Source organism: Neptunomonas antarctica (assembly GCF_001305295.1).
GTDB classification, from domain to species: domain Bacteria; phylum Pseudomonadota; class Gammaproteobacteria; order Pseudomonadales; family Balneatricaceae; genus Neptunomonas; species Neptunomonas antarctica.
Genome location: NZ_LJSI01000027.1, coordinates 106,118 through 131,761 on the forward strand (window position 1 = coordinate 106,118; position 25,644 = coordinate 131,761).

General features: G+C 47.2%; 26 protein-coding genes and 1 pseudogene. 11 read left to right on the plus strand and 16 right to left on the minus strand.

Annotation, left to right across the window (positions count from 1 at the left end):
- The first annotated feature begins 78 nt into the window (after window positions 1–78).
- The 3 genes from Nant_RS06240 to Nant_RS06250 all read left to right on the plus strand — a co-directional run bounded on the left by Nant_RS06240 (window position 79) and on the right by Nant_RS06250 (window position 3,334).
- Complete coding sequence (locus tag Nant_RS06240; RefSeq protein WP_054340777.1) at window positions 79–2,142, plus strand: NADH:flavin oxidoreductase; 2,064 nt, start codon at window positions 79–81, stop codon at window positions 2,140–2,142.
- A gap of 128 nt (window positions 2,143–2,270) precedes the next feature.
- Window positions 2,271–3,017, plus strand: coding sequence for an AzlC family ABC transporter permease (locus tag Nant_RS06245; protein ID WP_054340778.1), 747 nt, complete (start codon window positions 2,271–2,273; stop codon window positions 3,015–3,017).
- Window positions 3,014–3,334, plus strand: coding sequence for an AzlD domain-containing protein (locus Nant_RS06250; RefSeq protein WP_054340779.1), 321 nt, complete (start codon window positions 3,014–3,016; stop codon window positions 3,332–3,334). Before Nant_RS06245 ends, Nant_RS06250 begins: the two co-directional genes overlap by 4 nt.
- A gap of 152 nt (window positions 3,335–3,486) precedes the next feature.
- On the opposite strand, the gene Nant_RS06255 is transcribed toward Nant_RS06250, so the two are convergent.
- Window positions 3,487–4,572 carry an alpha/beta hydrolase gene (locus tag Nant_RS06255; RefSeq protein ID WP_054340780.1) on the minus strand — a complete coding sequence of 362 codons (1,086 nt, stop codon included), beginning with the start codon at window positions 4,570–4,572 and terminating at the stop codon, window positions 3,487–3,489.
- 918 nt (window positions 4,573–5,490) lie between these two features.
- Between Nant_RS06255 and Nant_RS06260 the strand changes: the two genes are divergently transcribed.
- Window positions 5,491–6,279: an IS110 family RNA-guided transposase gene (locus Nant_RS06260; protein WP_274378324.1), complete on the plus strand. Its 789-nt coding sequence runs from the start codon at window positions 5,491–5,493 to the stop codon at window positions 6,277–6,279.
- A gap of 305 nt (window positions 6,280–6,584) precedes the next feature.
- On the opposite strand, the gene Nant_RS06265 is transcribed toward Nant_RS06260, so the two are convergent.
- From Nant_RS06265 to Nant_RS06305, 9 genes and pseudogenes are all read right to left on the minus strand, one after another.
- The gene (locus Nant_RS06265) at window positions 6,585–7,064 is read right to left on the minus strand and encodes a hypothetical protein (RefSeq protein WP_054340781.1); all 480 of its coding nucleotides are present in this window, start codon (window positions 7,062–7,064) and stop codon (window positions 6,585–6,587) included.
- 115 nt (window positions 7,065–7,179) lie between these two features.
- A complete protein-coding gene (locus Nant_RS06270; protein WP_054340782.1) occupies window positions 7,180–7,794 on the minus strand; it encodes a hypothetical protein in 615 nt (204 codons plus the stop codon).
- Between the two features lie 101 nt (window positions 7,795–7,895).
- On the minus strand, window positions 7,896–8,195 hold the full coding sequence (locus Nant_RS06275) for a hypothetical protein (protein ID WP_054340783.1): 300 nt from the start codon (window positions 8,193–8,195) through the stop codon (window positions 7,896–7,898).
- Between the two features lie 88 nt (window positions 8,196–8,283).
- On the minus strand, window positions 8,284–9,069 hold the full coding sequence (locus Nant_RS06280; RefSeq protein WP_054340784.1) for a transposase: 786 nt from the start codon (window positions 9,067–9,069) through the stop codon (window positions 8,284–8,286).
- Between the two features lie 119 nt (window positions 9,070–9,188).
- Window positions 9,189–9,466, minus strand: a pseudogene (locus tag Nant_RS06285) (IS30 family transposase); the annotation flags it as partial.
- A 60-nt stretch (window positions 9,467–9,526) separates the two neighbouring features.
- Entirely contained in the window at window positions 9,527–10,033 is a 507-nt protein-coding gene (locus tag Nant_RS21975; protein ID WP_054340786.1) for an IS30 family transposase, read from the minus strand.
- A gap of 108 nt (window positions 10,034–10,141) precedes the next feature.
- Window positions 10,142–10,678, minus strand: coding sequence for a hypothetical protein (locus tag Nant_RS06295; RefSeq protein ID WP_054340787.1), 537 nt, complete (start codon window positions 10,676–10,678; stop codon window positions 10,142–10,144).
- 9 nt (window positions 10,679–10,687) lie between these two features.
- Window positions 10,688–11,419: a DUF4145 domain-containing protein gene (locus tag Nant_RS06300; protein WP_054340788.1), complete on the minus strand. Its 732-nt coding sequence runs from the start codon at window positions 11,417–11,419 to the stop codon at window positions 10,688–10,690.
- A 229-nt stretch (window positions 11,420–11,648) separates the two neighbouring features.
- A complete protein-coding gene (locus Nant_RS06305) occupies window positions 11,649–12,506 on the minus strand; it encodes a LysR substrate-binding domain-containing protein (protein ID WP_054340789.1) in 858 nt (285 codons plus the stop codon).
- Between the two features lie 145 nt (window positions 12,507–12,651).
- Here Nant_RS06305 and Nant_RS06310 point away from each other — a divergent pair, with 145 nt between their 5' ends.
- A complete protein-coding gene (locus Nant_RS06310; protein ID WP_054340790.1) occupies window positions 12,652–13,320 on the plus strand; it encodes a glutathione S-transferase family protein in 669 nt (222 codons plus the stop codon).
- A 17-nt stretch (window positions 13,321–13,337) separates the two neighbouring features.
- On the opposite strand, the gene Nant_RS06315 is transcribed toward Nant_RS06310, so the two are convergent.
- Window positions 13,338–13,736, minus strand: a complete 399-nt coding sequence (locus Nant_RS06315; RefSeq protein ID WP_054340791.1) for a hypothetical protein — start codon at window positions 13,734–13,736, stop codon at window positions 13,338–13,340.
- A gap of 175 nt (window positions 13,737–13,911) precedes the next feature.
- Between Nant_RS06315 and Nant_RS06320 the strand changes: the two genes are divergently transcribed.
- Window positions 13,912–14,757 carry an AAA family ATPase gene (locus tag Nant_RS06320; protein ID WP_054340792.1) on the plus strand — a complete coding sequence of 282 codons (846 nt, stop codon included), beginning with the start codon at window positions 13,912–13,914 and terminating at the stop codon, window positions 14,755–14,757.
- Window positions 14,757–15,932: a vWA domain-containing protein gene (locus tag Nant_RS06325; protein ID WP_054340793.1), complete on the plus strand. Its 1,176-nt coding sequence runs from the start codon at window positions 14,757–14,759 to the stop codon at window positions 15,930–15,932. The genes Nant_RS06320 and Nant_RS06325 overlap by 1 nt, the downstream gene beginning before the upstream one ends.
- A 59-nt stretch (window positions 15,933–15,991) precedes the next feature.
- On the opposite strand, the gene gss is transcribed toward Nant_RS06325, so the two are convergent.
- From gss to upp, 3 genes are all read right to left on the minus strand, one after another.
- Entirely contained in the window at window positions 15,992–17,929 is a 1,938-nt protein-coding gene (gss, locus tag Nant_RS06330) for a bifunctional glutathionylspermidine amidase/synthase (RefSeq protein ID WP_054340794.1), read from the minus strand.
- 270 nt (window positions 17,930–18,199) lie between these two features.
- The gene (locus Nant_RS06335; RefSeq protein WP_054340795.1) at window positions 18,200–19,486 is read right to left on the minus strand and encodes a uracil-xanthine permease family protein; all 1,287 of its coding nucleotides are present in this window, start codon (window positions 19,484–19,486) and stop codon (window positions 18,200–18,202) included.
- A gap of 39 nt (window positions 19,487–19,525) precedes the next feature.
- Window positions 19,526–20,152 carry a uracil phosphoribosyltransferase gene (gene upp, locus Nant_RS06340; RefSeq protein ID WP_054340796.1) on the minus strand — a complete coding sequence of 209 codons (627 nt, stop codon included), beginning with the start codon at window positions 20,150–20,152 and terminating at the stop codon, window positions 19,526–19,528.
- Window positions 20,153–20,358: 206 nt separating this feature from the next.
- Between upp and Nant_RS06345 the strand changes: the two genes are divergently transcribed.
- Window positions 20,359–20,919, plus strand: coding sequence for a hypoxanthine-guanine phosphoribosyltransferase (locus Nant_RS06345; RefSeq protein WP_054340797.1), 561 nt, complete (start codon window positions 20,359–20,361; stop codon window positions 20,917–20,919).
- A 94-nt stretch (window positions 20,920–21,013) separates the two neighbouring features.
- On the opposite strand, the gene Nant_RS06350 is transcribed toward Nant_RS06345, so the two are convergent.
- The gene (locus Nant_RS06350) at window positions 21,014–21,778 is read right to left on the minus strand and encodes a ParA family protein (protein ID WP_054340798.1); all 765 of its coding nucleotides are present in this window, start codon (window positions 21,776–21,778) and stop codon (window positions 21,014–21,016) included.
- A gap of 16 nt (window positions 21,779–21,794) precedes the next feature.
- Window positions 21,795–22,829: a DUF2333 family protein gene (locus Nant_RS06355; RefSeq protein WP_054340799.1), complete on the minus strand. Its 1,035-nt coding sequence runs from the start codon at window positions 22,827–22,829 to the stop codon at window positions 21,795–21,797.
- Between the two features lie 368 nt (window positions 22,830–23,197).
- On the opposite strand from Nant_RS06355, the gene aroQ reads away from it, so the two are divergent.
- The 3 genes from aroQ to accC all read left to right on the plus strand — a co-directional run bounded on the left by aroQ (window position 23,198) and on the right by accC (window position 25,547).
- Window positions 23,198–23,641: a type II 3-dehydroquinate dehydratase gene (gene aroQ / locus Nant_RS06360; protein ID WP_054340800.1), complete on the plus strand. Its 444-nt coding sequence runs from the start codon at window positions 23,198–23,200 to the stop codon at window positions 23,639–23,641.
- A gap of 62 nt (window positions 23,642–23,703) precedes the next feature.
- The gene (gene accB / locus Nant_RS06365) at window positions 23,704–24,174 is read left to right on the plus strand and encodes an acetyl-CoA carboxylase biotin carboxyl carrier protein (RefSeq protein ID WP_054340801.1); all 471 of its coding nucleotides are present in this window, start codon (window positions 23,704–23,706) and stop codon (window positions 24,172–24,174) included.
- A gap of 32 nt (window positions 24,175–24,206) precedes the next feature.
- Window positions 24,207–25,547 carry an acetyl-CoA carboxylase biotin carboxylase subunit gene (gene accC / locus Nant_RS06370; protein WP_054340802.1) on the plus strand — a complete coding sequence of 447 codons (1,341 nt, stop codon included), beginning with the start codon at window positions 24,207–24,209 and terminating at the stop codon, window positions 25,545–25,547.
- The last annotated feature ends 97 nt before the right edge of the window (window positions 25,548–25,644 follow it).

Below are 25,644 nucleotides of genomic sequence, written 5' to 3' on the forward strand. Positions count from 1 at the left end.
TTACAGATCATACCCCTATTGTCGGCTTTTTATAAAAACCTGTTTATATAAAACAAGAACTGAGTCTCAGAGGTCACCATGTCCCAGGATCCGCTGCTGCAACCCTTCACCCTGAAACATCTGCGGTTAAAGAACCGGATCATGATCACCAGTCATGAGCCGGCCTATCCGGAAGACGGCATGCCCAAGGCGCGTTATCGTGCCTATCACCAGGAGCGAGCGAAGGCGGGTGTGGCCTTGACGATGACCGCAGGCTCGGCATCGGTTTCGCGGGACAGTCCACCGGTGTTCAATAATATCCTGGCCTACAAGGATGAGGTGGTGCCCTGGATGAGGCAGGTCGCCGATGCCTGTCATGAACACGAGTGCGCGGTGATGATACAGCTCACCCATCTGGGGCGGCGTACCGGTTGGAACAAGGGCGACTGGCTGCCGGTGGTGTCGCCGTCACATCGCCGCGAAGCCTCGCATCGCGCCTTTCCCAAGCAGATGGAAGGCTGGGATATCGAGCGCATCATCGTCGATTATGCCGATGCGGCAGAACGGATGCAGGCCGCGGGACTCGATGGCATCGAGCTGCAGGCTTATGGTCATCTGATGGATCAGTTCTGGTCACCGCTGACCAATACCTTGGAGGGAAATAGCCTGGAGGGGTCCTACGGCGGCTCGTTGCAGAATCGCTTGCGCTTCACCACCGAAGTCCTGGCCGCAATACGTCAGCGGGTCGGGGATGCGTTTATCGTCGGGGTGCGCTATACCGCCGATGAGACGCTCGCCGGGGGGATCTCTGCCGTCGAGGGGATCGAGATATCGAAACTGTTGCGCGATACCGGTCAGGTCGATTTTCTGAATGTGATCCGGGGTCATATAGATACCGATGCCGGGCTGACCGATGTGATTCCGGTACAGGGGATGCCCAGTGCCCCGCATCTGAATTTTGCCGGCGCGGTGCGCAAAGCTACCGGGATGCCGACTTTCCATGCGGCACGCATCAATGATGTGGCCACGGCGCGCCATGCCGTGGCAGCAGGGTTGGTCGATATGGTGGGGATGACCCGCGCACATATGGCGGATCCGCATCTGGTCAGAAAAATCATCCAGGGCCGCGAGACCGATATCCGTCCCTGTGTCGGTGCGACCTACTGTCTGGACCGCATCTATCAGGGCGGCGATGCGCTCTGTATTCATAACGCGGCAACGGGACGCGAACTGAGTATGCCGCACGAGATTACGCCGGCGTCGACGCCCAGAAATCTGGTGATTATCGGGGCGGGGCCTGCGGGACTGGAAGCGGCACGGGTTGCCGCCGAGCGCGGCCATAAGGTAACTCTACTCGAGGCGGCACCTGAGCCGGGTGGGCAGGTGCGTCTCTGTGCTCAGAATCCACGCCGCCGCGAGATGCTGGCGATCATCGACTGGCGCATGGCGCAGTGTACGGCCCTGGGGGTGACATTTCATTTTAATGTCCTGGCGGAGGCGGCCGATGTGATCGCCCTCAATCCCGATGTGGTAATCATCGCCACGGGTGGGTTGCCGGACACAGAGGTATTGGCCAGTGGTAATGAGCTGGTGGTGTCGAGTTGGGATATTATCTCCGGTGATGTCAAACCCGGCCAGAATGTACTGGTCTACGACGATGCCGGTGATCACGTCGGCCTGCAGGCCGCCGAGCAGATTGCGGCCACCGGCGCCAGAGTCGAGATTATGACTCCCGATCGCAGTTTCGCCCCTGAGGTGATGGCGATGAATCTGGTGCCATATATGCGCGCCCTGCAGGCTAAGGAGGTAACCTTTACCGTCACCTACCGACTGCTCAGCGTCACCCGAACAGATACGAGAGCGGGTGCGGAGCTCTGCGCCAGCATCGGCACCGATTACTCAGAGCTGCGCCAACAACGCAGCTTTGATCAGATCGTTATCAACCATGGTACCCTGCCGCTGGAAGATCTGTACTTCGAACTCAGGCCGCACTCGAGCAATCTGGGTGCGGTGGATCAGGAGGCCCTGCTTGCCGGGCGTCAGCAGACCAGGAACGACAATCCCGACGGCAGGTTTCAGCTGTTTAGAATCGGCGACGCCGTCTCCTCGCGCAATACGCATGCCGCGATCTATGACGCGCTGCGTCTGGTTAAGGACATCTAGTAGATGAGAGATGGAGAGAACGCATGATAGAAACTCTGGGTATTCTGGGTGTGGGACATCTTGCCAGCTTAGTGGTGGCGGGATTGCGACATGGCGACCTCTAATGCGGATATGCCGAGGAACTATCGATGAGTTATAAAACCGCTTCAGCCGCTTGGTGGGCCGGAATCAAGGCGCTGTTGCCGATAGTGCCGGGTGTCGCGCCCTTCGGCCTGATCACCGGCGTTACGGCGGTGAAAATGGGGTTGTCGCCAGAGTTATCGCTGGGGATGACCGGCCTTTTTTATGCCGGGTCCTCACAGCTCGCCGCTCTGCAGCTGTTGAATGATCAGGCCGCGTTGCCTGTTATTCTGCTGACCGCGCTGGTTATCAATATGCGCTTTGTGATGTACAGCGCCTCCCTGGCGCCCTATCTGGGTCCGTTGCCCTGGTTCTGGAAATGGCCGCTGTGCTACCTGCTCACCGATCATGCCTATGCCCTGAGTATCCTGAAATACCGCAATAATACCATGGGGGATTATGGGCACTACTTCGTTGCCGCTGTATCGACGTGCATGTGGCTGGTGTGGATGTCTACGGCGGTCATCGGGATCGTCTTAGGCGCTCAGATACCGGCGAGTTGGGCGCTCGACTTTGCCATTCCGCTGATGTTTTTAGCGTTGCTGATTCCGGTGATTCAAGACTCCCCCTCCCTGGCGGCGGCTCTGGTTGCGGGCACGGTCGCGGTCTGTGCCTACAGCCTGCCCTACAACAGCGGCCTGATGCTGGCCGCGATCAGTGGCATCTGTTCAGGAATTTGGCTTGAATCACGCCAGCAGCGCCGCGCTCAGGCAGCTACGGACCTTGCAACCCGTGATCTGGGGGCAGACACATGAGCGACACTAATCTGTGGATATTCTTTGTGATTATCGGCGTCGGAACTTTTCTACTGCGAGGCTGCTTTATTCTGCTCCCCGGGAGTCAGCGTCAGCCCGTCTGGCTGAACAGGGCGCTGCATTATGTGCCCGCCAGTGTCTTGGCGGCACTGGTGTTTCCTGCATTGATAAGGCTCCAGAGCGAGGGTCTGGAGTATGACTGGCATCGCTTGCTGGCCGCACTGGTCGCGGCTCTGGTTGCCTGGAAAAGCAAGAATATGCTGCTGACGCTGGGGATCGGTATGGGCGTGCTCTGGGGGACCGAGTTTATCACCTGATCCCCGGAGCCGAATCAAAGGAGTCAAAGCCCTTTAATTTCAGAGAAATAGTTTCTTAGCGTAAAAACACTGAGCAACCCGGCATTCTGGTCTATAGCCATACGTTTTGGGCCGGGAGGAATGGGGGTTGGCGGTACACTCACTAGCAGGCCCTAACAATTCGATGGCGAGTTTAGCGCCATGAATTTTTCAATATGATGGAAGGCTTCCTGAGCTTCTGGCATTTTATCGTGAAACAAATGCCACACATGGATCATGTGAGGCCAGGTTTCCAGGGAAGCGTCGGTTCCACTACTGATTGCCTTATTGACATAGCGGCGAGAATCATCGAGAAGCATTTCCGCCTCACTGGCATGGATAAGAATTGGCGGTAGATTAGACAGATCACCATGAACCGGTGACAGCCTGGGATCGCAAGGGCGCAAGCGGTTGCTAAAAAATGCAAACCAGAGGAACAGCCAATTAGGCATCGTCATCAATTTACCAAAATCGGGTCCGAGCATAGGGTCTGTCGACAGGTTCGCTCTGAGGCTGGGACTTGAACAGGTTCCATCAGCAGCGGGAGAAAGCGCGATGGCCCCATTGGCCATTTTCAATCCTTCATTCCGGGCCCAGGCAATTACAGCCAGGACCAGATTTCCGCCAGCGGAATCACCAGCCACAAAGAGTGTTTTTACCTGACCGGGACCGTCCGGGCCATTGTCAAGAATCCAGCGGTAAGCCGTTTGGCAATCGGCAAGGCAATCCAGACGTTTATGCTCCGGCAACAGTCGGTAGTCAATCGCCAGTACTGACATGCCCTGGGATCTTGCCAATCGTGTGGTTATTGAGCGATGACTATTGGGACTTCCCAAAATAAAGGCGCCACCGTGAATGTAAAGCAGACGCCTCTTGGGATCAGCATCTTCAGCTAAAATCCATTCCGCCGGGACGCCCCCGACGTCGACGGCCTGTATGCGAATCCCATCCAGAGAGACGCCTTCACTCCACTGCTCGGCGCTAGCACGCATGGCGGGTATCAGCTTTGTAAAAGAGCCTCTGGGCCTGTTGCTTTGCATCTCATTGAACATATCCACAGCGTCGAAATGAGCCTTACTGGGTTCTGTATCAAGAGGCCTCATCAGAGAGCCTGCAGCTTGGTCGTAGCTGCTCAAATTTTCACCTCGCAGATAAAAGCGGGTAAAAACCCAGAGCAGAAAAAAAATAATAATGACGGGTAAAAAGCTCGCGATTGACAAGATATTTCCTTATGGATAAATGGGGTCAGGGATAAATAGAGCCAGAGTAAAATGGCACTTACTTAAGAGGTAATATACTGAAATAAAATAGAAAACATGGTTACAAGTGATAGGTTACCAGTCGCCAAAAAACCCCCTATCAAACAAGAAACCAGCCTTCACATGTATACTAATCAGCGCCCCTCAAGTTTAACAGCAATCTATTATTCATTACGCAAAAACACACGATCCTTATACTTTTATAGATATTCTCAACAGCCCTGAATATATTGATCACATTAAAGGGGTCAAAGCCCTTTTTGACTTGGACCTGTAAGTTTTATCGGTCTTCCACGCCTAGCCAGACTTACTTTACACGTTAACCGTCGCTCGACTTTCTCGCGAAAAAAATCACTGCCTAACGGGGTTCAATTCGATATAACGCCCCTCCCATATTGATCCACTTCTACCTTATTTATAATTAATGTAAGGAACATAACGCCTACCGATATATGCATAAACAAACTGATATCCCGGCCCTCCAGGGGAGTAACCAGTGAATGGATATGATTAGTCATTAACACAAAAGCATGCAGGCTAGCTCGATATTTTTCGCCTGCTTCTTTCTACCAATACGCATAAGTCGCATAGTCCTGAGCTTCAAAAAATATAGGTTCTTTCGAATGACCTCGATGAACAATATGAACCGGCACGTCCGGCAGGTAAAACCTTGGCCTCATCTGCATTATTTATTATTTTAAATCAATTACTTACCAATAAACTCAATGATCTAAAAGGGCTTTAACCCCTTTAATTAAAGGCCGAATATATGGGAGCAATACTCTTTTAGTCACCCAGCAACTTTACCTTGCATCGTGGAGCGGACCATATATGACCCTGTCATTCCGTTATCAGAGCACGGGATCATAAATCAAAGACCTGACCCCGTCATTTTATTTTAAATCTAACAAGAGTGACGCCGCAGATGCCGAAGCGATCTGCGAAGCCGCACAGCGCCCTACTATGCGCTTTGTACCCGCGAAAAGTATTCAACAGCAGGATATTCAGAGTGTGCACCGGATCAGGAGCCAGGCGGTGGCCAGAAGAACTGCGCTGGCAAACCAAATTCGAGGATTGTTAACGGAATATGGGGTCATTATGCCTCAGGGAATTTCGTATATTCGTAAACATATACCGATGATCCTAGAGGATGCGGAAAACGATTTGACCGCGCTGTTTCGAGAACTTCTCAGTGAACTTTACGATGAGATGGTTCACCTGGATCAGCGTGTCGACATGCTGGAACAGAAGCTGGTAGTCATTTCCGTCCAGAATCCAGACTGCCAGCGACTGCTGACAATTCCAGGGATAGGGTTACTCACGGCAACGGCATTAGTGGCCGCCATAGGCGATATTTCGGTATTCAAGAATGGTCGCGAGCTGGCCGCCTGGCTCGGATTGGTTCCGAGACAGCATTCTACGGGAGGCATGCCGACGTTACTGGGCATCAGCAAGCGAGGTGATACTTACTTGCGAACGCTGCTGATCCACGGCGGCAGAACCGTGGTACGGGTTGCGCATAAATATGAAGACCGCCGTAATCAATGGATCAAGGAGTTGGACCAACGACGTGGTAAGAACATCTCAGCGGTAGCCGTCGCCAATAAGAATGCGCGCATTGCCTGGGCTGTATTGAGCAAGAAGGAGTCTTACCAAGCGGCTGCATAAGCACTCACTGGGCAGGCTGATTAACGGCTGTAAGATTTATCGTTTAACTAGAAAATCAACGAGTTGCGCGGATAAAGTTCAAGTGATGGCATAAAAGGTAACACCTGCGCTCCTGAGAACCTGCTGGGGTCTAGGGCCCATTGAGGCCGAAGACCTGATGAGGTGGGAGCGCGCGGATTCCATCAGGGCCAGAGATGCTTAGCCATCTCATCCCAAGGCCGGATATAGGGGAGCAATACTCTTTTAGTCACCCAGTAACTTTACCTTGCATCGCGGGGCGGACCATATATGACCCCGTCATTTTTTTAGGGTATATTTATAAATGTGTTTAGCTTGATACAGTTCTTTACTCGCCATTCAACGGAACCCGAATTCTTATTCCTGCGGTTCCAATTTGGTCTTGTATCATTAAGTATGTGCTGTTCTAAAGACTTACTTATATTAAGTTTCCCATGGCTTTCTATATTGCAATATGGTTCTACTGCAAGCCAAATATAAAGCTCTTGGTTAGATTCCAAAAAATCATTGATATTACTATACATGTGATGATTTACGTACCCACGAGTTAACCATCGATCTCTTAGGTTATAACTAAACTCACCAACATATAATATATTTTCACCTGTAGTAACAACGTAAACCGTCTCATCAGCACGCTCATAGCGTTTATCGAAAAAATTGATTTTTATATATGAATCCCATCTTTTAAGATTGCATGGTATATCTGTTTTTACAAACTCACCGGCTTTAACAAATTCAAAGCCTGAGATATTTCTGAATTCCATAATTACCGAGCCCTAACGCCAACATATGGGGCGGCTGTAACAGAGCGAGGAACGAGTGGCGTGTAAGCCGTCCCAGCAGCCGCAGGCTGCGAACATAATGTTCTTGTTAGCCTTTTCAGAATCGATCAACCAGTTCAGCAATATCTTCAATATTACCAATTTTAATAGTTAGGCATTCTAAATTGGATTGCCTACCCATTAAAGGCAACCAACAAAATCGCCATTCATGCTGAAATAAATATTTGAATGGTTTTGAGTATGACGGCCCATGCTGGCTACTTTGCCCATAGATTACTCTCGCATCATGAGGAACCCAATTTTTCAGATATAACTCTGAAGTTTGAAATATTCTTTCAGAAAACTCATTGGGATCATGGATAATCAAACATGAATCAGACTCTTTAAATTCATCAAATAAGTAAGAATCCTTTTTTATGCTTAGACAGAGCATAAAATAATCAGTTTCTAACTCATCTGTTATAATCACATTCGAAGATGGTATGATTGGCCTTCCAGTGGTAAGGCAAGTTATATCAACGTCTTCTTGGGGTAATGATAACTCAAAGCACATTTCATCATCTTGTCTTGGCGCATCTCCTTGGAGTGACTTTATATAAGTCGCAGATACCAGCCTGAATTCGCCTTCATAAAGCGATTTTTCAAGCCATTTTCTCTTAGAATAGCGAAATAGTTTTTCTGGCCGCTTTTCAATTAAAATCGAACGAGTCATTACTTTCCTTTATAAGGCTAACGCCTCGTTAAGCGGATAAAAATGGTTGGTTAAAATCGCGAAGCTATAATCAACTGTTTTTATTCCGTTTAAGCGACTTATTATACATTTTTTGCGATTAGACTACGAATGCGTTTTAAGCCTTCATCGGGATTAGCGTATACGCCTTCCGATAGCAGGACATCTCCTGATTTTGACAATACTACTAACCTACAGTTTTCCAAAGGGTCATCCTCTGGAATATATTGCATAACCTTTTTACTAGAAGATTTAACTATTGCAGGTATAAAATGATCTTCAACCAAATTTTTGGTTGTGAAATAATCCATAAAACACCCTAAAGAATAAAATAATTTACTTTTAGTTGGGTGGTTGTCATCATAAATAACTAAAAAAACCATTTTACCATTTTGACCTGCAAGTTTAATTGCAGAAGAAATGTCATAGCACGGGTCTCAGGGTCGGACCTAGGCAACTCATTGATTACATTTAGAAATCATCCCACAAAAATCTGTTATCCTGCCTTAAACAGGTATTTACAGCACTAGAAACGATATTGTAACTCGCTGACTGTTCACGTAGTGCATGTTTGCCTGCTATTTCTATTACCTTCCTTTTAGTAGCCTTTGCGCCAAGTAAGGTTTGTACTTTTTCAACAAACTCTTCACTCCCAACGGCCAGGCTTTCCGACCAGGCTTTATCCCGTATACTGTTTTTTATTTCCAGCTCTTCATTCAGCCATTGTCGAAGTTGCTGTTGCATAGTCGCTATATCATTAAATCCACCTAGTGCCATCAATGCCGGGATATCAATAATACGGTAGCGTTTGAGTGGTTGCTGGATTGCCCGGTAACCACCATGCGCCCATTCTGCAGGGTGTTGGACAACACCGGCACGGACCATATTCATGTCAATATATACCAGGCATCGAAGGAAATGCTCGTCGGATGCAATCGCAGTGGCATGGTAGCGATCCTCCCAAAATGCGCCTTTGCGTTGCTTACGCTGATTGTATTCCTGAGCCGTCCGTCCTGCGATGAGCTGTAGACTTTTGGCGATGACGTGCGGGTTTGTGTCTTTCACCAGTAAATGTATATGGTTGGAGGTCACAACGTAATTTAATACACACAACCCATAGCGTTTTTTTGCTTCGAATAGCCAGCCGAGCCAGCATTCACGATCGCGGGCAAATTTCAGCAGGAATTCTTTCTTGTGACACCGGTGGGTAATATGCCATATAAGGCCAGGTAAAAAATATCGATTTGCTCGAGGCATAGTCTTTTTCCTTAAAGAGGGTATTTTCCTTATGAAACAGGTTGTTTAAACGCAAAACCATAGGGTTAATTAAGTTATAAATATATATAATCAATAAGATAGGCTGGTCCGACCCTGCCTTTCTGTGTGGATAGCGCCCCTATCTTCATACCTTTTGGATAATAACGCCGTACAGTCCGTTGGTGTTTTCATTTAAACCTCGCTGCCATGATTGATAAGGTTTGGCAAAGTAGATTTTACATTTTAAGGCGTTAGCTACCACCCTATGATCCGCAAATTCACCGCCGTTATCGAAGGTGATCGTTTTGCAAATATGCTGATAGGGTTTTAGTAATTTTCGTATCGCCAGACTGACTATTTTTTTGGTCTTGTTCTTAACTTTCATCGTCAGAAACACCTTGGAAACACGTTCTACTAACGTGACAAAGTAGCCATCCTGGCCGTAAACCGTGTCACCCTACCAGTGCCATATTTCACTATTGTCATCAACAATAGCGGGGCGCTTATCAATATCAACACGATCTGGGATTAAGTGAACACCGGCTTCAGCGCCTTTACGTTGACGATAGCGCTTACCTTTACGCGGCAGCCGGTGACGCCGCTGTTGGTAGGCAATATACCGGTATATACTTTGCCGACTAATGGGTTGCGCACACCCCTCCAATGCCATTCGACCGGCGATCTGCTCGGGAGTCAGGTCAAGGCCCAGTAGCCAATCAATCTGTCGAATAACGTCCTCCGTGCGTCTGTGATTTTTAGAGGCGGTTCGTTTGTTTATATCGGCGTTCTGATGGGCAGTTTTTGCACAGTAAACGCCTGAAGGACAACGACGTAGCTCTGTGGATACTGTTTTATTAGACCGATCGAGTCTGCGTCCCACTTCTCGTGCGGAAAAATCTAGTTTGCTAAGCGCTTGAATCTGGTATCGTTCATCCAGAGTCAGCTGGTTATAAAAGGTACCCATGTGGTCACCTGGTTAATTGTGTGAGAGCTTTAAGCCTACGGCCAGCTGGCTCTCCGGTCTATTACCAAGTGTGTCGGTTATGGTGGGCATCTAAGTATGATATACAATTCACCTAACTAATGTTTTTAGGTGTAACACCCCGTCCTGGCTAACTCGCATAAAACGCACCCTTGTGCCTTCTTTTCGGGTTTGGAATAAATACTTTTTAATCTCAAGTTTCTTTAAAAACTGCGAAGGATTTGATAATTTTATTCCATGATCTCTCAGAGATTTATTAACCTCCAATGTCTTGAAATCATTTTTATCAGACTGGTTTTGCACAAAGTAGGCTGTGACCAATGCCTTCTCATGATCACTAATATTCTCTGGGAATCTGTGCATCCATTCACCAAAGGAAGATGGTACTGAAAAATTATTTTCCTCACTAGAGGCGTCTTTATTTTCAATAGATTCGCCATCCTCTTCAGTAATTAAACTCGTGCTTTCTGAGGAGAGTTCAGGTTTCACGACAGGCGAATGGATGTTACTGCATACTAAATCTATAATAGTGTCGATGTTATCCATTTGATTTTGAACAAATTGTTCGCTACCCTCGAACTCGATTTCACCAGTTTTTATATTAATTTTTACTCTAGTACTTTCCATTTCTTGTCCCTATATTTTAATTCCAGATTTGTATAACAATTCCTCTACGGATGCTCTAAATTCTTTTTGCGCTGCATTTATATCTTTTCTTTTTGCGTTATAAAATATCTTGTGTGCCGAAAAGTTTCCTAGCGTCCTATAATCTTCAATCGCTTCTTTAGTATTCCTAGATAACGCCAGAATACTATTGGTTTTGGCATTAGATACGATGTGATTTAGCATTTTGAAATTACCACTATTATCTTTAATCTCTGAATCAATTCCGTGATTTTCATATGAATGAATGAGCAATATTTCTATCAAGCGGCGCATAAGCACTGCGCATCCATCAAAAATATTTTGCTCATAAGAGGCGTTTATTTGTCTAGACAAAGACTCCAAATACCCTCTTGTATCGAGAAATAGTGCTTCCGGGATTATTTTATCATCTGACAGAATCTCTTCAGACTTGCTCTTTAAATTGGGTAATTCATCGTCAAGCCTTGTTATTGTTTTTGATTGAAGCTTATAAGTTAGAGGCTTACTGCCATTAATCAAAGAACTGGAAGACTTCAAAGCTCCTTTCAATCTGGAGATATTTGGCCTAGAAAAATGCAAATTATAGAAACAGAGAAGAAAGTCATCAATAGAAAACTCTGCCTTATCTTCTTTGACCATGAGGAAATAACTTAAATATACGCACTTATCGATCTCCTTCTTACTTTCAAGCGACACATGCTTTGAATATTTATCTAAATTCATTCAATCCTCAGATACTTTACTTTCGTATAACAGCTAATTATAAAGCTCACAGCTTCTTAACTCTTTGCCCCCCTTAACAAGGAGACCAACATTAAGGCTAGCAATAAATAATTTTATAAATCAATAACTTGAAGGATACACAGGAGTGTTGTCGTCTGACAAAAGAAGCTTCCATGCGCTTGCTGTTATTCATTCCGTTGCGCTGATCATAAACCTCTTACATTAAAGATCAATGCGTTATCACTATTCCCCTGAACTCTGCACACAACTTAGCAGCCATCGCGGCACCCATCATCGGGTGCGGTATTGGCGCTACGGCCAACACGATATCGACAGCGGGCAGTTCTGGTAGCTTGGCGGTTTGATCAACCACCACCAGCCCCGGTGACACGCTGGAACGCGCCATGGCGCTAATGCCTACACCACGTTTGATCAGGCTTTTGATAGCGGTGGCGCTGGAGGTGGTACAAACCAGATGGTAGTTTTTGGCCTGTTTTTCTAACCCATCAATCGCGCTGCTGTGGAATTTGCAGTCGGCTTCGTACATGACGAGTGGCAATATTTGTTTTTCGAGTAACTCCGGATAGCCGCCATGTACCCATACGCCGCTATCGTGTTTGAGTAGATAGCCTTCCTCTTTTTCGGGTGCACGGGTGAGGATGGCAATGTCGATCTCGCCGTTATCCAGCATTAACCTTAACTGGGTGCTGCAGTCGCAGTGGATGCGCAGGCTTTGCTTGGGGAGGTGTTGTATTAATAGCTCTGTGAGTTGTGGCAATACGGATTCGGCATAATCGTCCGGGCAACCGATACGTAAGGGTGGATGCACTGCATGGCTGGCGAGCGAACCGAGCACTTCGTCATGCATGCCGACGATGCGCCGTGCATAGCTGACGAGCGACTGCCCCTGTTCTGTCAATGTGAGGTAACGGCCATTTTTTCTGAACAATACCTGCCCTGTTTCCTCTTCCAGCTTTTTCATCTGCATGCTCACAGCACCTTGAGTACGGCATACCTGTTTTGCGGCGCGCGTAAAGCTGCCCGTATCAACAAAAGCGATAAAGCTGCGTAATGCTTCTATATCCATGCGGTTTGCTCCTGCGCTATCTATTAGCTATTCGAATAGGTGCTATAAAAACTATTCGATAGTCAGTAACAAAGCAAGATTGCAGAATGAACTCAACTTAAAAAATCGCATACAAAATTACATACAACACCCTATGGAGAATCACATGGAACTGATCATTGGTAATAAAAACTATTCGTCCTGGTCGCTGCGTGGCTGGTTAATGCTCAAGGCATTTGATCTGCCTTTTACCGAAACGCGTTTGGCATTATTTGAAGAGGGATTTTATTCAACACTCGCTACTTACTCGCCTGCGGGGAAAGTGCCGGTATTGATCGATGCGGATGTAACGGTGTGGGATTCGCTGGCGATTTGTGAATATATCAGTGAAGTTCATCTTGCGAATAAAGGCTGGCCTGCCGATGCTGCTGACCGGGCAGTAGCCAGAGCCGTTAGCTGTGAAATGCATTCCGGCTTCTTTGGTTTGCGCCATGAGTTACCGATGAACTGCCGTGCCACACGTGCTGTTACGCTCACCGAGGCAGCGCTTAAAGATGTACAAAGAATTGACGCTATCTGGACGGAGCTTTTAAAGAAAAATAGCGCACAAGGGCCGTGGCTATTTGGTGAGTTCAGTATTGCCGACGTGATGTATGCACCGGTTGCTCTTAGGTTTAACACCTATTTTTCAGAGACTAAGAACTCAGAAATTTCGGCGCAGAGCCGTGCTTATGTGGAGACTGTGCTGGCGCATCCTGCTATTCAGGCATGGGTTGCTGCGGCCCACCTTGAGTCCGAAACCATTGAAGCAGAGGAAGTGGGCGAGCCGCTTTAGCGATTCACCCGCGCTGCTTATAAATGGCAGCGCACTTCTACGTTTTTACTCTGTTTGCTATTGCCGCTCACGCGGCAATACACCAACTGTCCACTGCTTGTCATGGCGTAAGCTGAAGCAACAGCGGGATCACTACTGATAACAGCTTCGACACTGGAAAAGCGCTGTCCTTCCAGCTGTGATTGCGGGTAACACGCAATCACATTCTCTTCATCGTCACGCTGCTCGCTGCGGCAGTATTCAATAGTGCTATCGGTACGCACCACCCATACATCGGCGGACGATCCCACAGAAAAAGATTGTATCGGGAAGACCCTGGCTGATTCAGCCGCTGCTGTCAGGGAGATAAAGATAACGCCCATACTGACAGCTATACCGCTTACCCTAATTATCCAAGATTTCAGACCTGTGAGCATCTCTCATCCTCCTTATTGATATTTGAAAGCCGCTACAACACTACTACAAACACTGCTCTGCCAGAGCTGGCTTTTACTCAGAGTAAATCTAGATTAGATTTGATAACATTAGGGCATTCACCTAGGAGTCTGTTGGACTCCGGGCAGCAACCAAATTTTATGATGGGATTTTACTATGGTTTTTAACGGCACCGAACGCTATGTAGCGACTGATGAATTGCAGATGGCGGTAAAAGCCTCAATCACATTACAGCGTCCGCTGTTGATCAAAGGCGAACCCGGTACCGGCAAAACCATGCTGGCCGAGGAAGTTGCGCTGTCATTAGGTAAGAAGCTGTTCCGCTGGCACATTAAATCGACCACTAAAGCGCAACAGGGCTTGTATGAATACGATGCGGTATCGCGGCTGCGTGATTCCCAGTTAGGCGATGAAAAAGTTTACGACATCGGCAATTACATCAAGAAAGGCATTATGTGGCAGGCATTTGATGCGGATGAACAGGTGGTGCTGTTAATTGATGAGATTGATAAAGCCGATATCGAGTTCCCCAATGATCTGTTGGTCGAACTCGATAAGATGGAATTTTTTGTTTACGAAACCGGTGAGCGGGTCGTAGCGAAGCACCGCCCTATCATTATTATCACCTCTAATAATGAAAAAGAGTTACCCGATGCTTTCTTGCGCCGCTGCTTTTTCCATTACATCACGTTCCCTGATCGGGCGACAATGCAGCAGATTATTGATGTGCATTATCCTGGTATTCAGCAGGCGTTGGTTAATGATGCGCTTGAGGTGTTTTTCAAAATCCGCGAGATGAATAACCTGAAGAAAAAGCCTTCGACTTCTGAACTGATCGACTGGCTAAAACTGTTAATTGCTGATGATATTCCCGCCGATCTACTGCAAAACAAAGATATAGCACAGGCCATGCCGCCTCTTTATGGTGCCTTGCTGAAAAACGAGCAAGATGTACATATGCTGCAACGTTTGGCATTTATGGCAAAACGAGATGGCCGCTAATGCTGATCGACTTTTTTAACACGCTGAAACGGGCTGAGATTCCCGTTTCACTCAACGAATTACTGGTGTTAATTGAGGCGCTGAAACAAGGTGTCGCGTTCGCCAGTGTTGATGATTTTTATCTGCTCAGCCGTATCTGCCTGATTAAAGATGAAAAGCATTATGATCGTTTTGATCGTGCTTTCGGGCATTACTTTGAGGGCCTTGAAGCGCTTAATCTGTTTCCCGACAATAACATCCCCGAAGAGTGGCTGCGTTCCGAGTTTCTGAAAAATCTTTCGGATGAAGAGAAAGCCAAGATTGAAGCCATGGGCGGGCTGGATAAACTGCTCGAAACTCTGAATGAGCGCTTAGGCGACCAGCACGAACGCCATGCCGGCGGCAATAAGTGGATTGGCACCGGTGGCACATCCCCTTTCGGCCATAGTGGCTATAATCCTGAAGGCGTTCGTATTGGCGGCAAGAGCACGCATAAGCGTGCCGTTAAGGTGTGGGAAAAGCGCGAGTTTAAGAACCTCGACGATCAGGTAGAACTCGGCACGCGCAATATGAAAGTGGCGTTGCGCAAGCTGCGAAAATTTGCCCGTACTGGCTCTGCCGAAGAACTGGATCTCAACGATACGATCCGTTCGACAGCCGCCAACGCAGGCATGCTGGATATCAAAATGGTGCCGGAACGCCACAACGCCGCCAAGGTGCTGATCTTTCTTGATATCGGTGGTTCGATGGACCCGTATATCCATCTGTGCGAACAGCTGTTTTCTGCTGCGCGTACCGAGTTTAAGCATCTGGAATATTTTTACTTTCATAACTGCGTGTATGAAAAAGTCTGGAAAAATAACCATCGTCGCTTCCACGACACGCTCTCCACGCTGGATGTTATCCACACCTACGGCAAAGACTATCGGGTGATTTTTATCGGCGATGCAGCGATGTCACCTTATGAGTTGATACAACGCTACGGCAGTGTTGAGCACATGAACGAAGAAGCCGGGCAAGTGTGGCTACAACGGATTCTGGGTACCTGGGAAAAAGCTATCTGGCTTAATCCGACACAAGAACGATTTTGGGATTACACCCACACCACCGCTGCTATCCAACAACTCTTTGATGGCCACATGTATCCGCTCACCCTTGCGGGCCTTGAGTCGGGTATCAAATACTTATCTAAATAGCCTCGAACACAGCTAATCAGACTCTCTGATTAGCTGCTCTCCCTCTGCATATTTTGACGCTACAGCTTCATCCGCTCGTCCTCTACTGTCCTGAGTGCAATCAGGTCACTGTCTTTGGTAATGACCAGCGTAGGATCAACCCGCAAACAGCTCCCTGCAAAATGCCCTGCCACTGAGAATGTACACATCTGCGCGTTATAGCCTGCGATTTCTGGCAGCTTCCACAATTCCTGATAAATCTGATCCTGTGCAGCAAAGCGCCCCTGCGTTTCTTCCACTAAACCCGCATCGCCATCGTAAAGGCTGATATTGAATCCACAGCGTCCCGCGATGGGTTTGGTGACGTAACCGCTGGCCTGGAGTTCATCGGTTAAATCAAAACTGGAATTCAGTAAATAAGGATGATTAGGGAAAAGCGACCAGAGCACCGGCAGAATGGCCTTATTACTCGGTATTAAGGTCCATAGAGGCTCATACACCATCACCTCTTTACGCAATAACACATCCACCAGCCGCGGTGCTGCACTGCGTATCTGATCTGTTTGGTAGGTGCGCAAGCGTTCTGTATCATCCTCACATTCGGCACGAATCTGATCCAATGCGGTTTCCCACGCCCAGGTTTTCCACACCCAGCGGATCTGATCACCGTCAGCATCAACCACATCGCCATTATCATCCCACGCCAGCCCACTGACGCCATGAATCACTTTGCAGGTAATGCCCGCACGCTCAATCGCTTTTTGCATATAGAGCGCATGATAGGTTTCTTCCAGATCGCCATCTTGCATGATGTGCAACACGCTTTTAGTATCGGCGCTGCTTTGTCCACCAGAGCCCACCTCGCTGGCTTTCCAGGCTTCAATCAGATGATCGAGTAACTCCGCACCTGAGCTCTCCCCTTCATTACAGCCAAAATGCTCTGCCCACTTCTCTTGCACCAGCCCGGCCTCCATATAGCAGGAAGCCGAATCACAGTTATATTCGTAGACTTTGATGCCGCGCGCCGACATGCTGAAATCGAAACGTCCGGTAATCATCTGGTTGCGGCGGTTGTCCCATGACTGATGAATTTTCGGCCACAGGGCTGGCGGTATATTAAATTTTTCCAGCAGCGTCTCATCTTGCAATACATAATCGGTCGCATGCATAAACAAGGCGTGCAGCTCATTAGTGGCACGTTTCAGCTCGCGTTCCGCCGTTTCTGAATGTACAAAATAACGATGCTGATCTTCTGCGCGGCTGCCCAATTTATGCGCACCCATCATCTCTACATAGGCGTCTTCATCTGGATTCGCGATATTCAACCAGGCGCGTGTGGTTTGTCCTTTATCCGGGACCTGGCGTAACTGCAGATCAAACAGCTCTGGCGCTGGCGGCTCAATCAGTTCTGCGTATGTGTCATCATCGGTTTGTATGACCCAGCCCAAAATAGTGGCATCGCCATAAGAGCAACGTAGCCAATAGCTACCATCGGCTGTAACTCTGGCGGGTATTTCGCGGGAAAACTGCTGACCTTCCGGCCAGACAGAATGCGTTACATTCTGCTCGATCAGACGTAACCGGTCAGGGTACACTTCGGTTATTACCGCCACGTGTCCGGTCACTTCAAACTCGCCGCCTTCGCTCCAGATCAGCAATGCACCGGGTTCGGGATGGCGCAATGAGCCATTGCGAAACGATTTCAACGGCAAACGGCTGTTGTCTTCGATTACCCTTACTGAGGTTAGCCCGAAGATATCGTAGGCCATCGCCACATCATCAAATATGTAGCCTTTATTCAGATATAACCAGCGCCGTGCTAATTCTACACACTGCCACTTATACCCCATAAAAATATCATCCACATAACTACGGTAAGCATGCCGATTAGGCAATTCGTTATCATCTGCGGACGGATAATCTGACGAGTAAACAGGCACATCGCCAGAAGCCAGACCCAGAAAAGTCCCGAACTTAGCGGTAATATGTTTAGATTTAGGGTTAGGTTCCGATTTCATTACTGTGATGCCCTACTTAATGTGGCGCCCGAATTAATATGATGTTCAGTTAACAGAGCATTGCTCATTTCATGGACTGAAACAGATACTTTTCAGCGCATAAAAAGAACGCTGTATCCTTCGGCAGCATAGGCTTAGCGTGGGTTCTCTGCAATGCTTTTAAGCTCAACATTAATCAATATTTTTACGGGCTAAAACCTCAATAAATGAGTGCTTCTGTAAACGAAAAAACCCTGCCGAAGCAGGGTTTTTTATAAGTACTAATAATGCTTAACGAGCATGGTCAATTAAGTCATCAACAACCGCTTGCTCTTCGTGCAGATCATCGCTTTCTGGCTGTTCTTTTGGCAAGATCAGGTTCAGTACGATAGCCACTACACCCGCTAAACTTATGCCCTGCAGGCTGAAAGCATCACCACCAATCGCCATACCGCCAATACCAAATACCAGTACCGTCGCCACAATCACCAAATTACGCTGCTGCGCCAGATCTACACGCGCTTTGATCAGCGTATTCAAACCTACGGCGGCAATCGAGCCGAACAGCAGAATCAAAATACCTCCCATCACCGGTGCAGGTATGGTTTGCAAGACAGCACCAAATTTTGCGACCAGTGCCATTAGGATGGCGATCACAGCCGCCCAGGTCATCACCACAGGGTTAAATGTTTTAGTCAGCATGACCGCGCCGGTCACTTCTGAGTACGTTGTATTAGGTGGCCCGCCAAGCAGTGCAGCGGCCGATGTTGCCAGACCATCACCAAACAAGGTGCGATGCAAACCAGGATTTTTAACGTAATTCTTGCCTGTTACATTACCTATCGCTAACACATCACCTACATGCTCAATCGCCGGAGCAATCGACACCGGAATCATAAACAGGATAGCGGCCCAGTTTAAGGTAGGGAGCACGAAGTCAGGCACGGCCAGCAAGGGTGCAGCCGTCACGGCTTCAAGATTAACCATGCCCATAAATGCAGCGATGCCGTAACCTACCAACACGCCAAACAAAATAGGAATCAAACGGAAAATCCCTTTTGCTAAAGAGGCAACCAGTAAGGTAGTTAATAAAGCACTCATGGAGACAATCATGGCATCCTGATAAGGAAACAGCACAATAGAACCATCGCCGGTTTTACCCATCGCCATATTCACCGCGACCGGCGCCAACCCCAAACCAATCACCATAATAACCGGGCCAGTCACCACCGGAGGCATGAGCCGATGCAGAAAGCCCACGCCTTTCAATTTGACCAGCACACCGAGAAGCATATAAACCACACCCGCGGCAAGCAAGCCACCCAACGTGTCGGACATGCCCCAAGTTTGCACGCTATAGAGAATAGGCGCGATAAAAGCGAAAGACGACGCTAGAAAAATCGGAATACTGCGCTTCGTAACAAACTGAAATAATAAGGTACCCAAACCGGCTGTGAACAGCGCAACGCTTGGGTTCATTCCAGTTAACAGCGGCATCAATACCAATGCACCGAAGGCAACAAACAACATTTGTGAGCCGGCTAAAGCACTCTTCCACATAGGTTCTTTTGAATACATTATGTTCTCAATTCTTTCCTGGATGCTTAAAATATAGCGTTATTTGGTGCCGAAAATTTTATCCCCGGCATCACCCAATCCCGGAATAATGTAACCTTTTTCATTCAAGTGGCTGTCAATCGAGGCGGTATAGATATCGACATCCGGATGCGCCGCCTGCACCTTTGCAATACCCTCGGGCGCGGCCACCAAAACCAAAGCACGAATACTGCTACAACCGGCTTTTTTAAGCATATCTATTGTAGCGTTCATTGAACCGCCCGTAGCCAACATAGGATCTACGATTAAGGCCATACGCTCTTCAATATCATGAGCCAGCTTTTCAAAATAAGGGACTGGCTCCAGCGTCTCTTCGTCACGATACAAACCAACAACACTTATTTTAGCGCTCGGCACCAGATCCAGTACGCCATCTAACATGCCAATACCCGCACGCAGAATCGGTACGACGGTGAATTTCTTTCCTTTTATACGCTCGGCCTGAATCGGACCACACCAGCCTTCAATTTCATAATCTTCCAGCTCGAGGTCTTTAGTTGCCTCGTATGTCAGGAGAGCGCCCACTTCTGCCGCTAATTGTCGAAAGCTTCGGGTACTGACCGACGCTGCACGCATTAAACCTAATTTATGACGCACTAACGGGTGTTTGATCTCTTGAACGCTCATATTTAATTCTCACTATGCGGCGCATTTCTCGGCACCTTAATATATTCATTATCCTTAGGTCGAAAGAGTAACGAAACCTGACGCCAATGTCATGAATTGATGCGTCCACTTGCCCTTTTCTGCTTTGATCAGTATGGTTTGCGGTTATACATGGCGTTTTTTATTCTACATTACTTATTTCTGAGCAGTCGATAGTGATCAATAGCATGCCTAAAACCGATATCGAGCATATTAAGAAAATTTATAGTGAAGCGGATACTCTGTTCAACGAAGCAGAGGTTGAGGCCGCTATCAAGAACATGGCCGTTGCAATCACAGCCACGTTGGCAGAACTCAATCCGGTAGTTTTCACCGTAATGAATGGTGGTATCGTCATTGGCGGTAAGCTATTAACCCAATTAAACTTCCCGCTAGAAGCCAGTTATATGCATGCAACCCGATACCGTAACGGTACATCCGGGCATGATCTGGAATGGAAAGTGGCGCCTATGATTGATTTTGACGGCCGCCCGGTTCTGGTGGTTGATGATATTCTGGACGAAGGCCACACGCTGGCGGAAATTATCGATTATTGTCACAAAAATGGTGCCACACAGGTTTATTCTGCAGTATTAGTCAATAAACTGCATGAACGTAAAGCGCGCGAAGATTTGAAAGCAGATTTTGTGGGTTTGGAAGTAGAAGATCGCTATATCTTTGGTTACGGTATGGATTACCACGGTTACTGGCGTAATGCCCCCGGAATTTTTGCTGTTAAGGGTATGTAAGGCACAAATAATAAAAACAAAAAAACGGAGCTTCGGCTCCGTTTTTTTGTTGGCATAGAATGCGGATATCTAATCCCTGAACTCAAAGCCGAAGCTAAGGATTCAACTCATTAAACAGAGCAACAAACTCCTGAGTTAACTTGTGCTTGGGCGCATAATGAATCAATGGTTTAGATTCATTATGCGATTCACGCATTTTCACGGAGGACGAAATTTTAGCATTCAGTACAGGCAAATTCTCGGCTTGCAGTGCTTCCACCATTTTCTTCGGCAGTGACGCTCTTGGCTGATATTGATTCACAACAATCCCTTCTACCTGAAGTGATTCGTTGTGATCCATACGCGTTTCATTAACATTATCCAACAATGAATATAACGCGTGGCGAGCAAACTCATCACAGTCAAACGGGATCAGGCATCGCTCTGCGGCCACTAATGCCGACAGTGTGAAAAAGTTAAAGGCAGGCGGTGTATCGATGTAAATAGCATCGAAATCAACCAACTTCTCCACAGCTTCTTTAAGCTTATAAATCTTGTGCTTAGTTTCTAGTTTAGTCTGCAAATCGGTAACATCGGGATTGGCGGGAAGCAGAAATAAATTTTCATAAGGCGTGGCATGAATAAACGCGTCGGCACCCTGAGGCTTCATTTGAAACGTTAATGTTTGCTCAAAAAACGCTTTTATATCCTGCTTAATATTCTCGCTTCCCGGACCATAAATGTACTGCGTAGAATTACACTGAGGATCCAGATCAATCACCAGTGTTTTCAACCCTTTCGCCGCACTAATAGCCGCCAGATTGGAGGTAATACTGGATTTACCAACACCACCTTTCTGATTAAATACCACACGAATCATCAATTTTTCCTTATTATTATCCTTGGGACAACAGGTCACGCAAATCTATAATGGCAGCATTCGCTCGTGATATGTAGGACGCCATCACCAATGAATGATTAGCCAGTAAACCGAACTCGTTACCATTCAGAATCATAGGACTCCATATAGCCCCTTGAGTTGATTCTAGTTCACGAATGATTTGTAATAAGCTAACTCGTGCATTTTTCTTATCTAAGGTAGGGCCAAAATCTTGCTCTACGCCTTTCAATAATTGAATAAGCGCCCAAGCAGTACCACGTGCTTCATAAAAGACATTATCCAGTTCAAACCAAGAGGTTTTTACTTCCATATCCTGCTGGCTTGTTGTGGATTGCTCAGCCGAAATTTCGCCCGCCAAGTCAGTATTCAAACGTTTTTGACCCACACTGGCACTTAATCGTTGAGAAAGACTACCCAATCGCGTACTAACATTCCCTAGCCAATTATTCAGATTATCGGCACGGGCAAAAAACTGCGCATCAGGCCGCTGCGTATCCTGCAACCTTACATAATAGCTTTTCAAACCTTTAAGGGCTTTTTTATACTCACCTTCGGTCGATGGAAATAACCAACTATTATTATTGAAATTAAGCATCGGCTCAGCCTTCGCCAAATCAGGATCTTCGGTCGATTGAGACTGAGAACGGCTAAAGTCTTTACGCATGGCTCTGGCCATATCACGGGTCTGCACCAATACACCAAACTCCCAGCTCGGCATATTATCCAGCCATACCCCAGGAGGAGTAAGATCATTTGTCAAATACCCACCCGGTTTTTCCAGCAACATCTCAGTAATACCAATCAATGCTGAAGTAGTGCCCACACCAACCACCTGATCCGCAGGGTTTTGTTGATTAGCAGCCTGAAGATCCAAAGGGGCAGGCTCCCAGCTCCAGTAGATACCCAACACACCGGTAATTAACAAGTAGACGAGCCCTAAAGACAAGACACCTTTCATAATACGTCCACCGCCAAGTTTTGCTGTCAATGTATCCCAGAAGGATAACCAGATTTGCTGTAACTTTTCCAAAACAACCTCTCATATAATCAGAAATCATGAAGTTTCTGTGCTGCACCGCACTATCACTCATTTAAGCACTATTATGAACAAAACACACAGGCTAAGCCAGCACCCGGCAGCCTGTCGGGCTTAACGCTGATCTACGACCGGTCTCTAGCCCAACAGACGGCTAGCGGATCAGGCTAATCCCGCCTTAACAGATACCTTTTACAAGGCGCATACAAATAAAATAGCAACGAACGTCGCCTAACAGCGGCAATACTGCAAATAAATCACCATTTTCTGGACAGCCCAACACCTTTCATGCAATATATTCTGCATGTTGACTATCATCGCGCAATCCATTGTATTATCCATTGCACAAGAGGCATTTAAGAATGTCTAGATTTCTACTCCTGAACGGTCCCAACCTTAATCTGCTGGGTACCCGCGAACCTGAAGTCTATGGTTCAACAACGCTACAGGAGATTGAGCTGAATTTACGACAAACAGCTTTACTGGCAGGCCATGATCTTGACTATTTTCAAAGCAATGCCGAGTCAGGGCTCATTGATCGAATACATCAGGCACGTGAAGATAACGTGGATTTCATTATTATTAATCCGGCCGCCTACACGCATACTAGTGTAGCGATCAGAGATGCTTTATCGGGAGTTAATATTCCTTTTATTGAAGTCCATCTGTCTAATGTACATGCCAGAGAACCTTTTAGGCATCATTCCTATCTTTCAGATATCGCTAAAGGCGTCATTTGTGGATTAGGCGTTGATGGCTATACTTATGCACTGAGTTCTGCAATAAAACTGACAGACAACACCTAACCCGAACATATTAAGCGTGTTTTTCATCCCGCTTTTACATAAATTGAGAGAAAGAGATAAGAATGGACATCCGCAAAGTAAAAAAGCTGATTGAACTTCTGGAAGAATCCGATATTAACGAAATCGAAATCAAAGAAGGTGAAGAGTCAGTACGCATCAGCCGTTCATCCAGCTCCAGCGTGCAACCACAATACGCCATGCCTTACCCACCACAAGGCTATCCGTACCCTCCTCAAGCCCAACCAGCACCAGCAGCAGCCACTGCCGCCGTGCCTGTTGTAGAAGCAGCGACACATAGCGGCCATATTGTCTGCTCACCGATGGTAGGTACTTTTTATCGTTCAGCTTCACCAAGCACGCCATCGTTTATTGAAATTGGCCAACATGTTAAAGCTGGCGAAGTAATCTGCATCATTGAAGCAATGAAAATGATGAACCAGATCGAAGCAGACAAATCCGGCGTGATCGAAGCTATTTTGATCGAAGACGGCCAACCTGTTGAGTATGACCAGCCATTGGTTACTATTGTTTAATTGCCCGCACACCGCTAAAGGAACTTAACCAGATGCTGGAAAAAGTTGTTATTGCCAACCGTGGCGAAATCGCTCTGCGCATTCTGAGAGCCTGTAAAGAACTAGGCATAAAAACCGTCGCTATTCACTCTCAAGCTGATCGCGACCTGATGCATGTACGTCTGGCTGACCAGGCTGTCTGCATAGGCCCGGCCTCTTCAGCTCTGAGCTATCTGAATATTCCTGCCATTATTAGTGCAGCAGAAGTCACCGACGCCACCGCGATTCATCCGGGCTATGGATTCTTAGCAGAGAATGCCGCGTTTGCTGATCAGGTTGAGCAATCTGGCTTCGTGTTTATCGGCCCTACTGGCGATGTAATCCGCTTGATGGGTGATAAGGTTTCCGCCATTGCTGCCATGAAAAAAGCAGGCGTACCCACCGTACCCGGCTCAGATGGTGAACTACCGACAGACCCTGATAAGATTCATGCTATCGCTCAACGTATTGGCTACCCTGTTATTATAAAAGCAGCTTCCGGTGGCGGTGGTCGTGGTATGCGAGTGGTACATTCTGAAGCATCATTGCTTAGCTCAATTCACGTTACGCAATCAGAAGCGGCTGCCGCCTTTGGTGATGCGACTGTGTACATGGAAAAGTATCTGGAAAACCCACGCCATGTTGAGATCCAGATTCTGGCTGATGGTCAGGGCAATGCAATTCACCTTTATGACCGCGATTGCTCGATGCAACGCCGTCACCAGAAGGTTGTAGAAGAAGCGCCTGCACCACAGATTGACCCGGAAGCTCGCCGTCGCGTATTACAATCTTGTGTTGATGCCTGCATTAAAATCGGCTATCGCGGCGCAGGCACTTTCGAGTTTCTCTATGAAAATGGCGGTTTTTACTTTATCGAAATGAACACCCGTGTACAGGTAGAACACCCTGTCACAGAAATGATTACCGGTGTAGATATTGTAAAAGAACAGCTACGCATTGCAGCAGGCTTGCCTCTATCTTACAAACAGGAAGATATTGTCGCTCGCGGTCATGCGTTTGAGTGCCGCATTAACGCAGAAGACGCAAAAACATTCTTGCCAAGCCCAGGCAAGGTGATTCATTTTCACGCACCTGGCGGGAATGGCGTTCGTGTCGATTCACACCTTTATGACGGTTACACTGTGCCACCACATTACGATTCTTTGATTGCTAAACTGATCACTTACGGTGAAGACAGAGAAACGGCACTGATTCGTATGAAAAATGCGTTAGATGAGCTGCTGGTTGAAGGTATTCGTACCAATATTGCGCTGCATCAAGAGATTGTACGTGACGCTCATTTCATGGAAGGTGGCGTTAACATTCATTATCTTGAAAAGAAACTAGGCCTGTAATTGTCTATTTTTGCTAAAAAGCCCGCAATGCGGGCTTTTTTGTTTTCAGAAAGACCTCTTTGCGCAATACTGACACCAAATGATCGATTAGGATAAA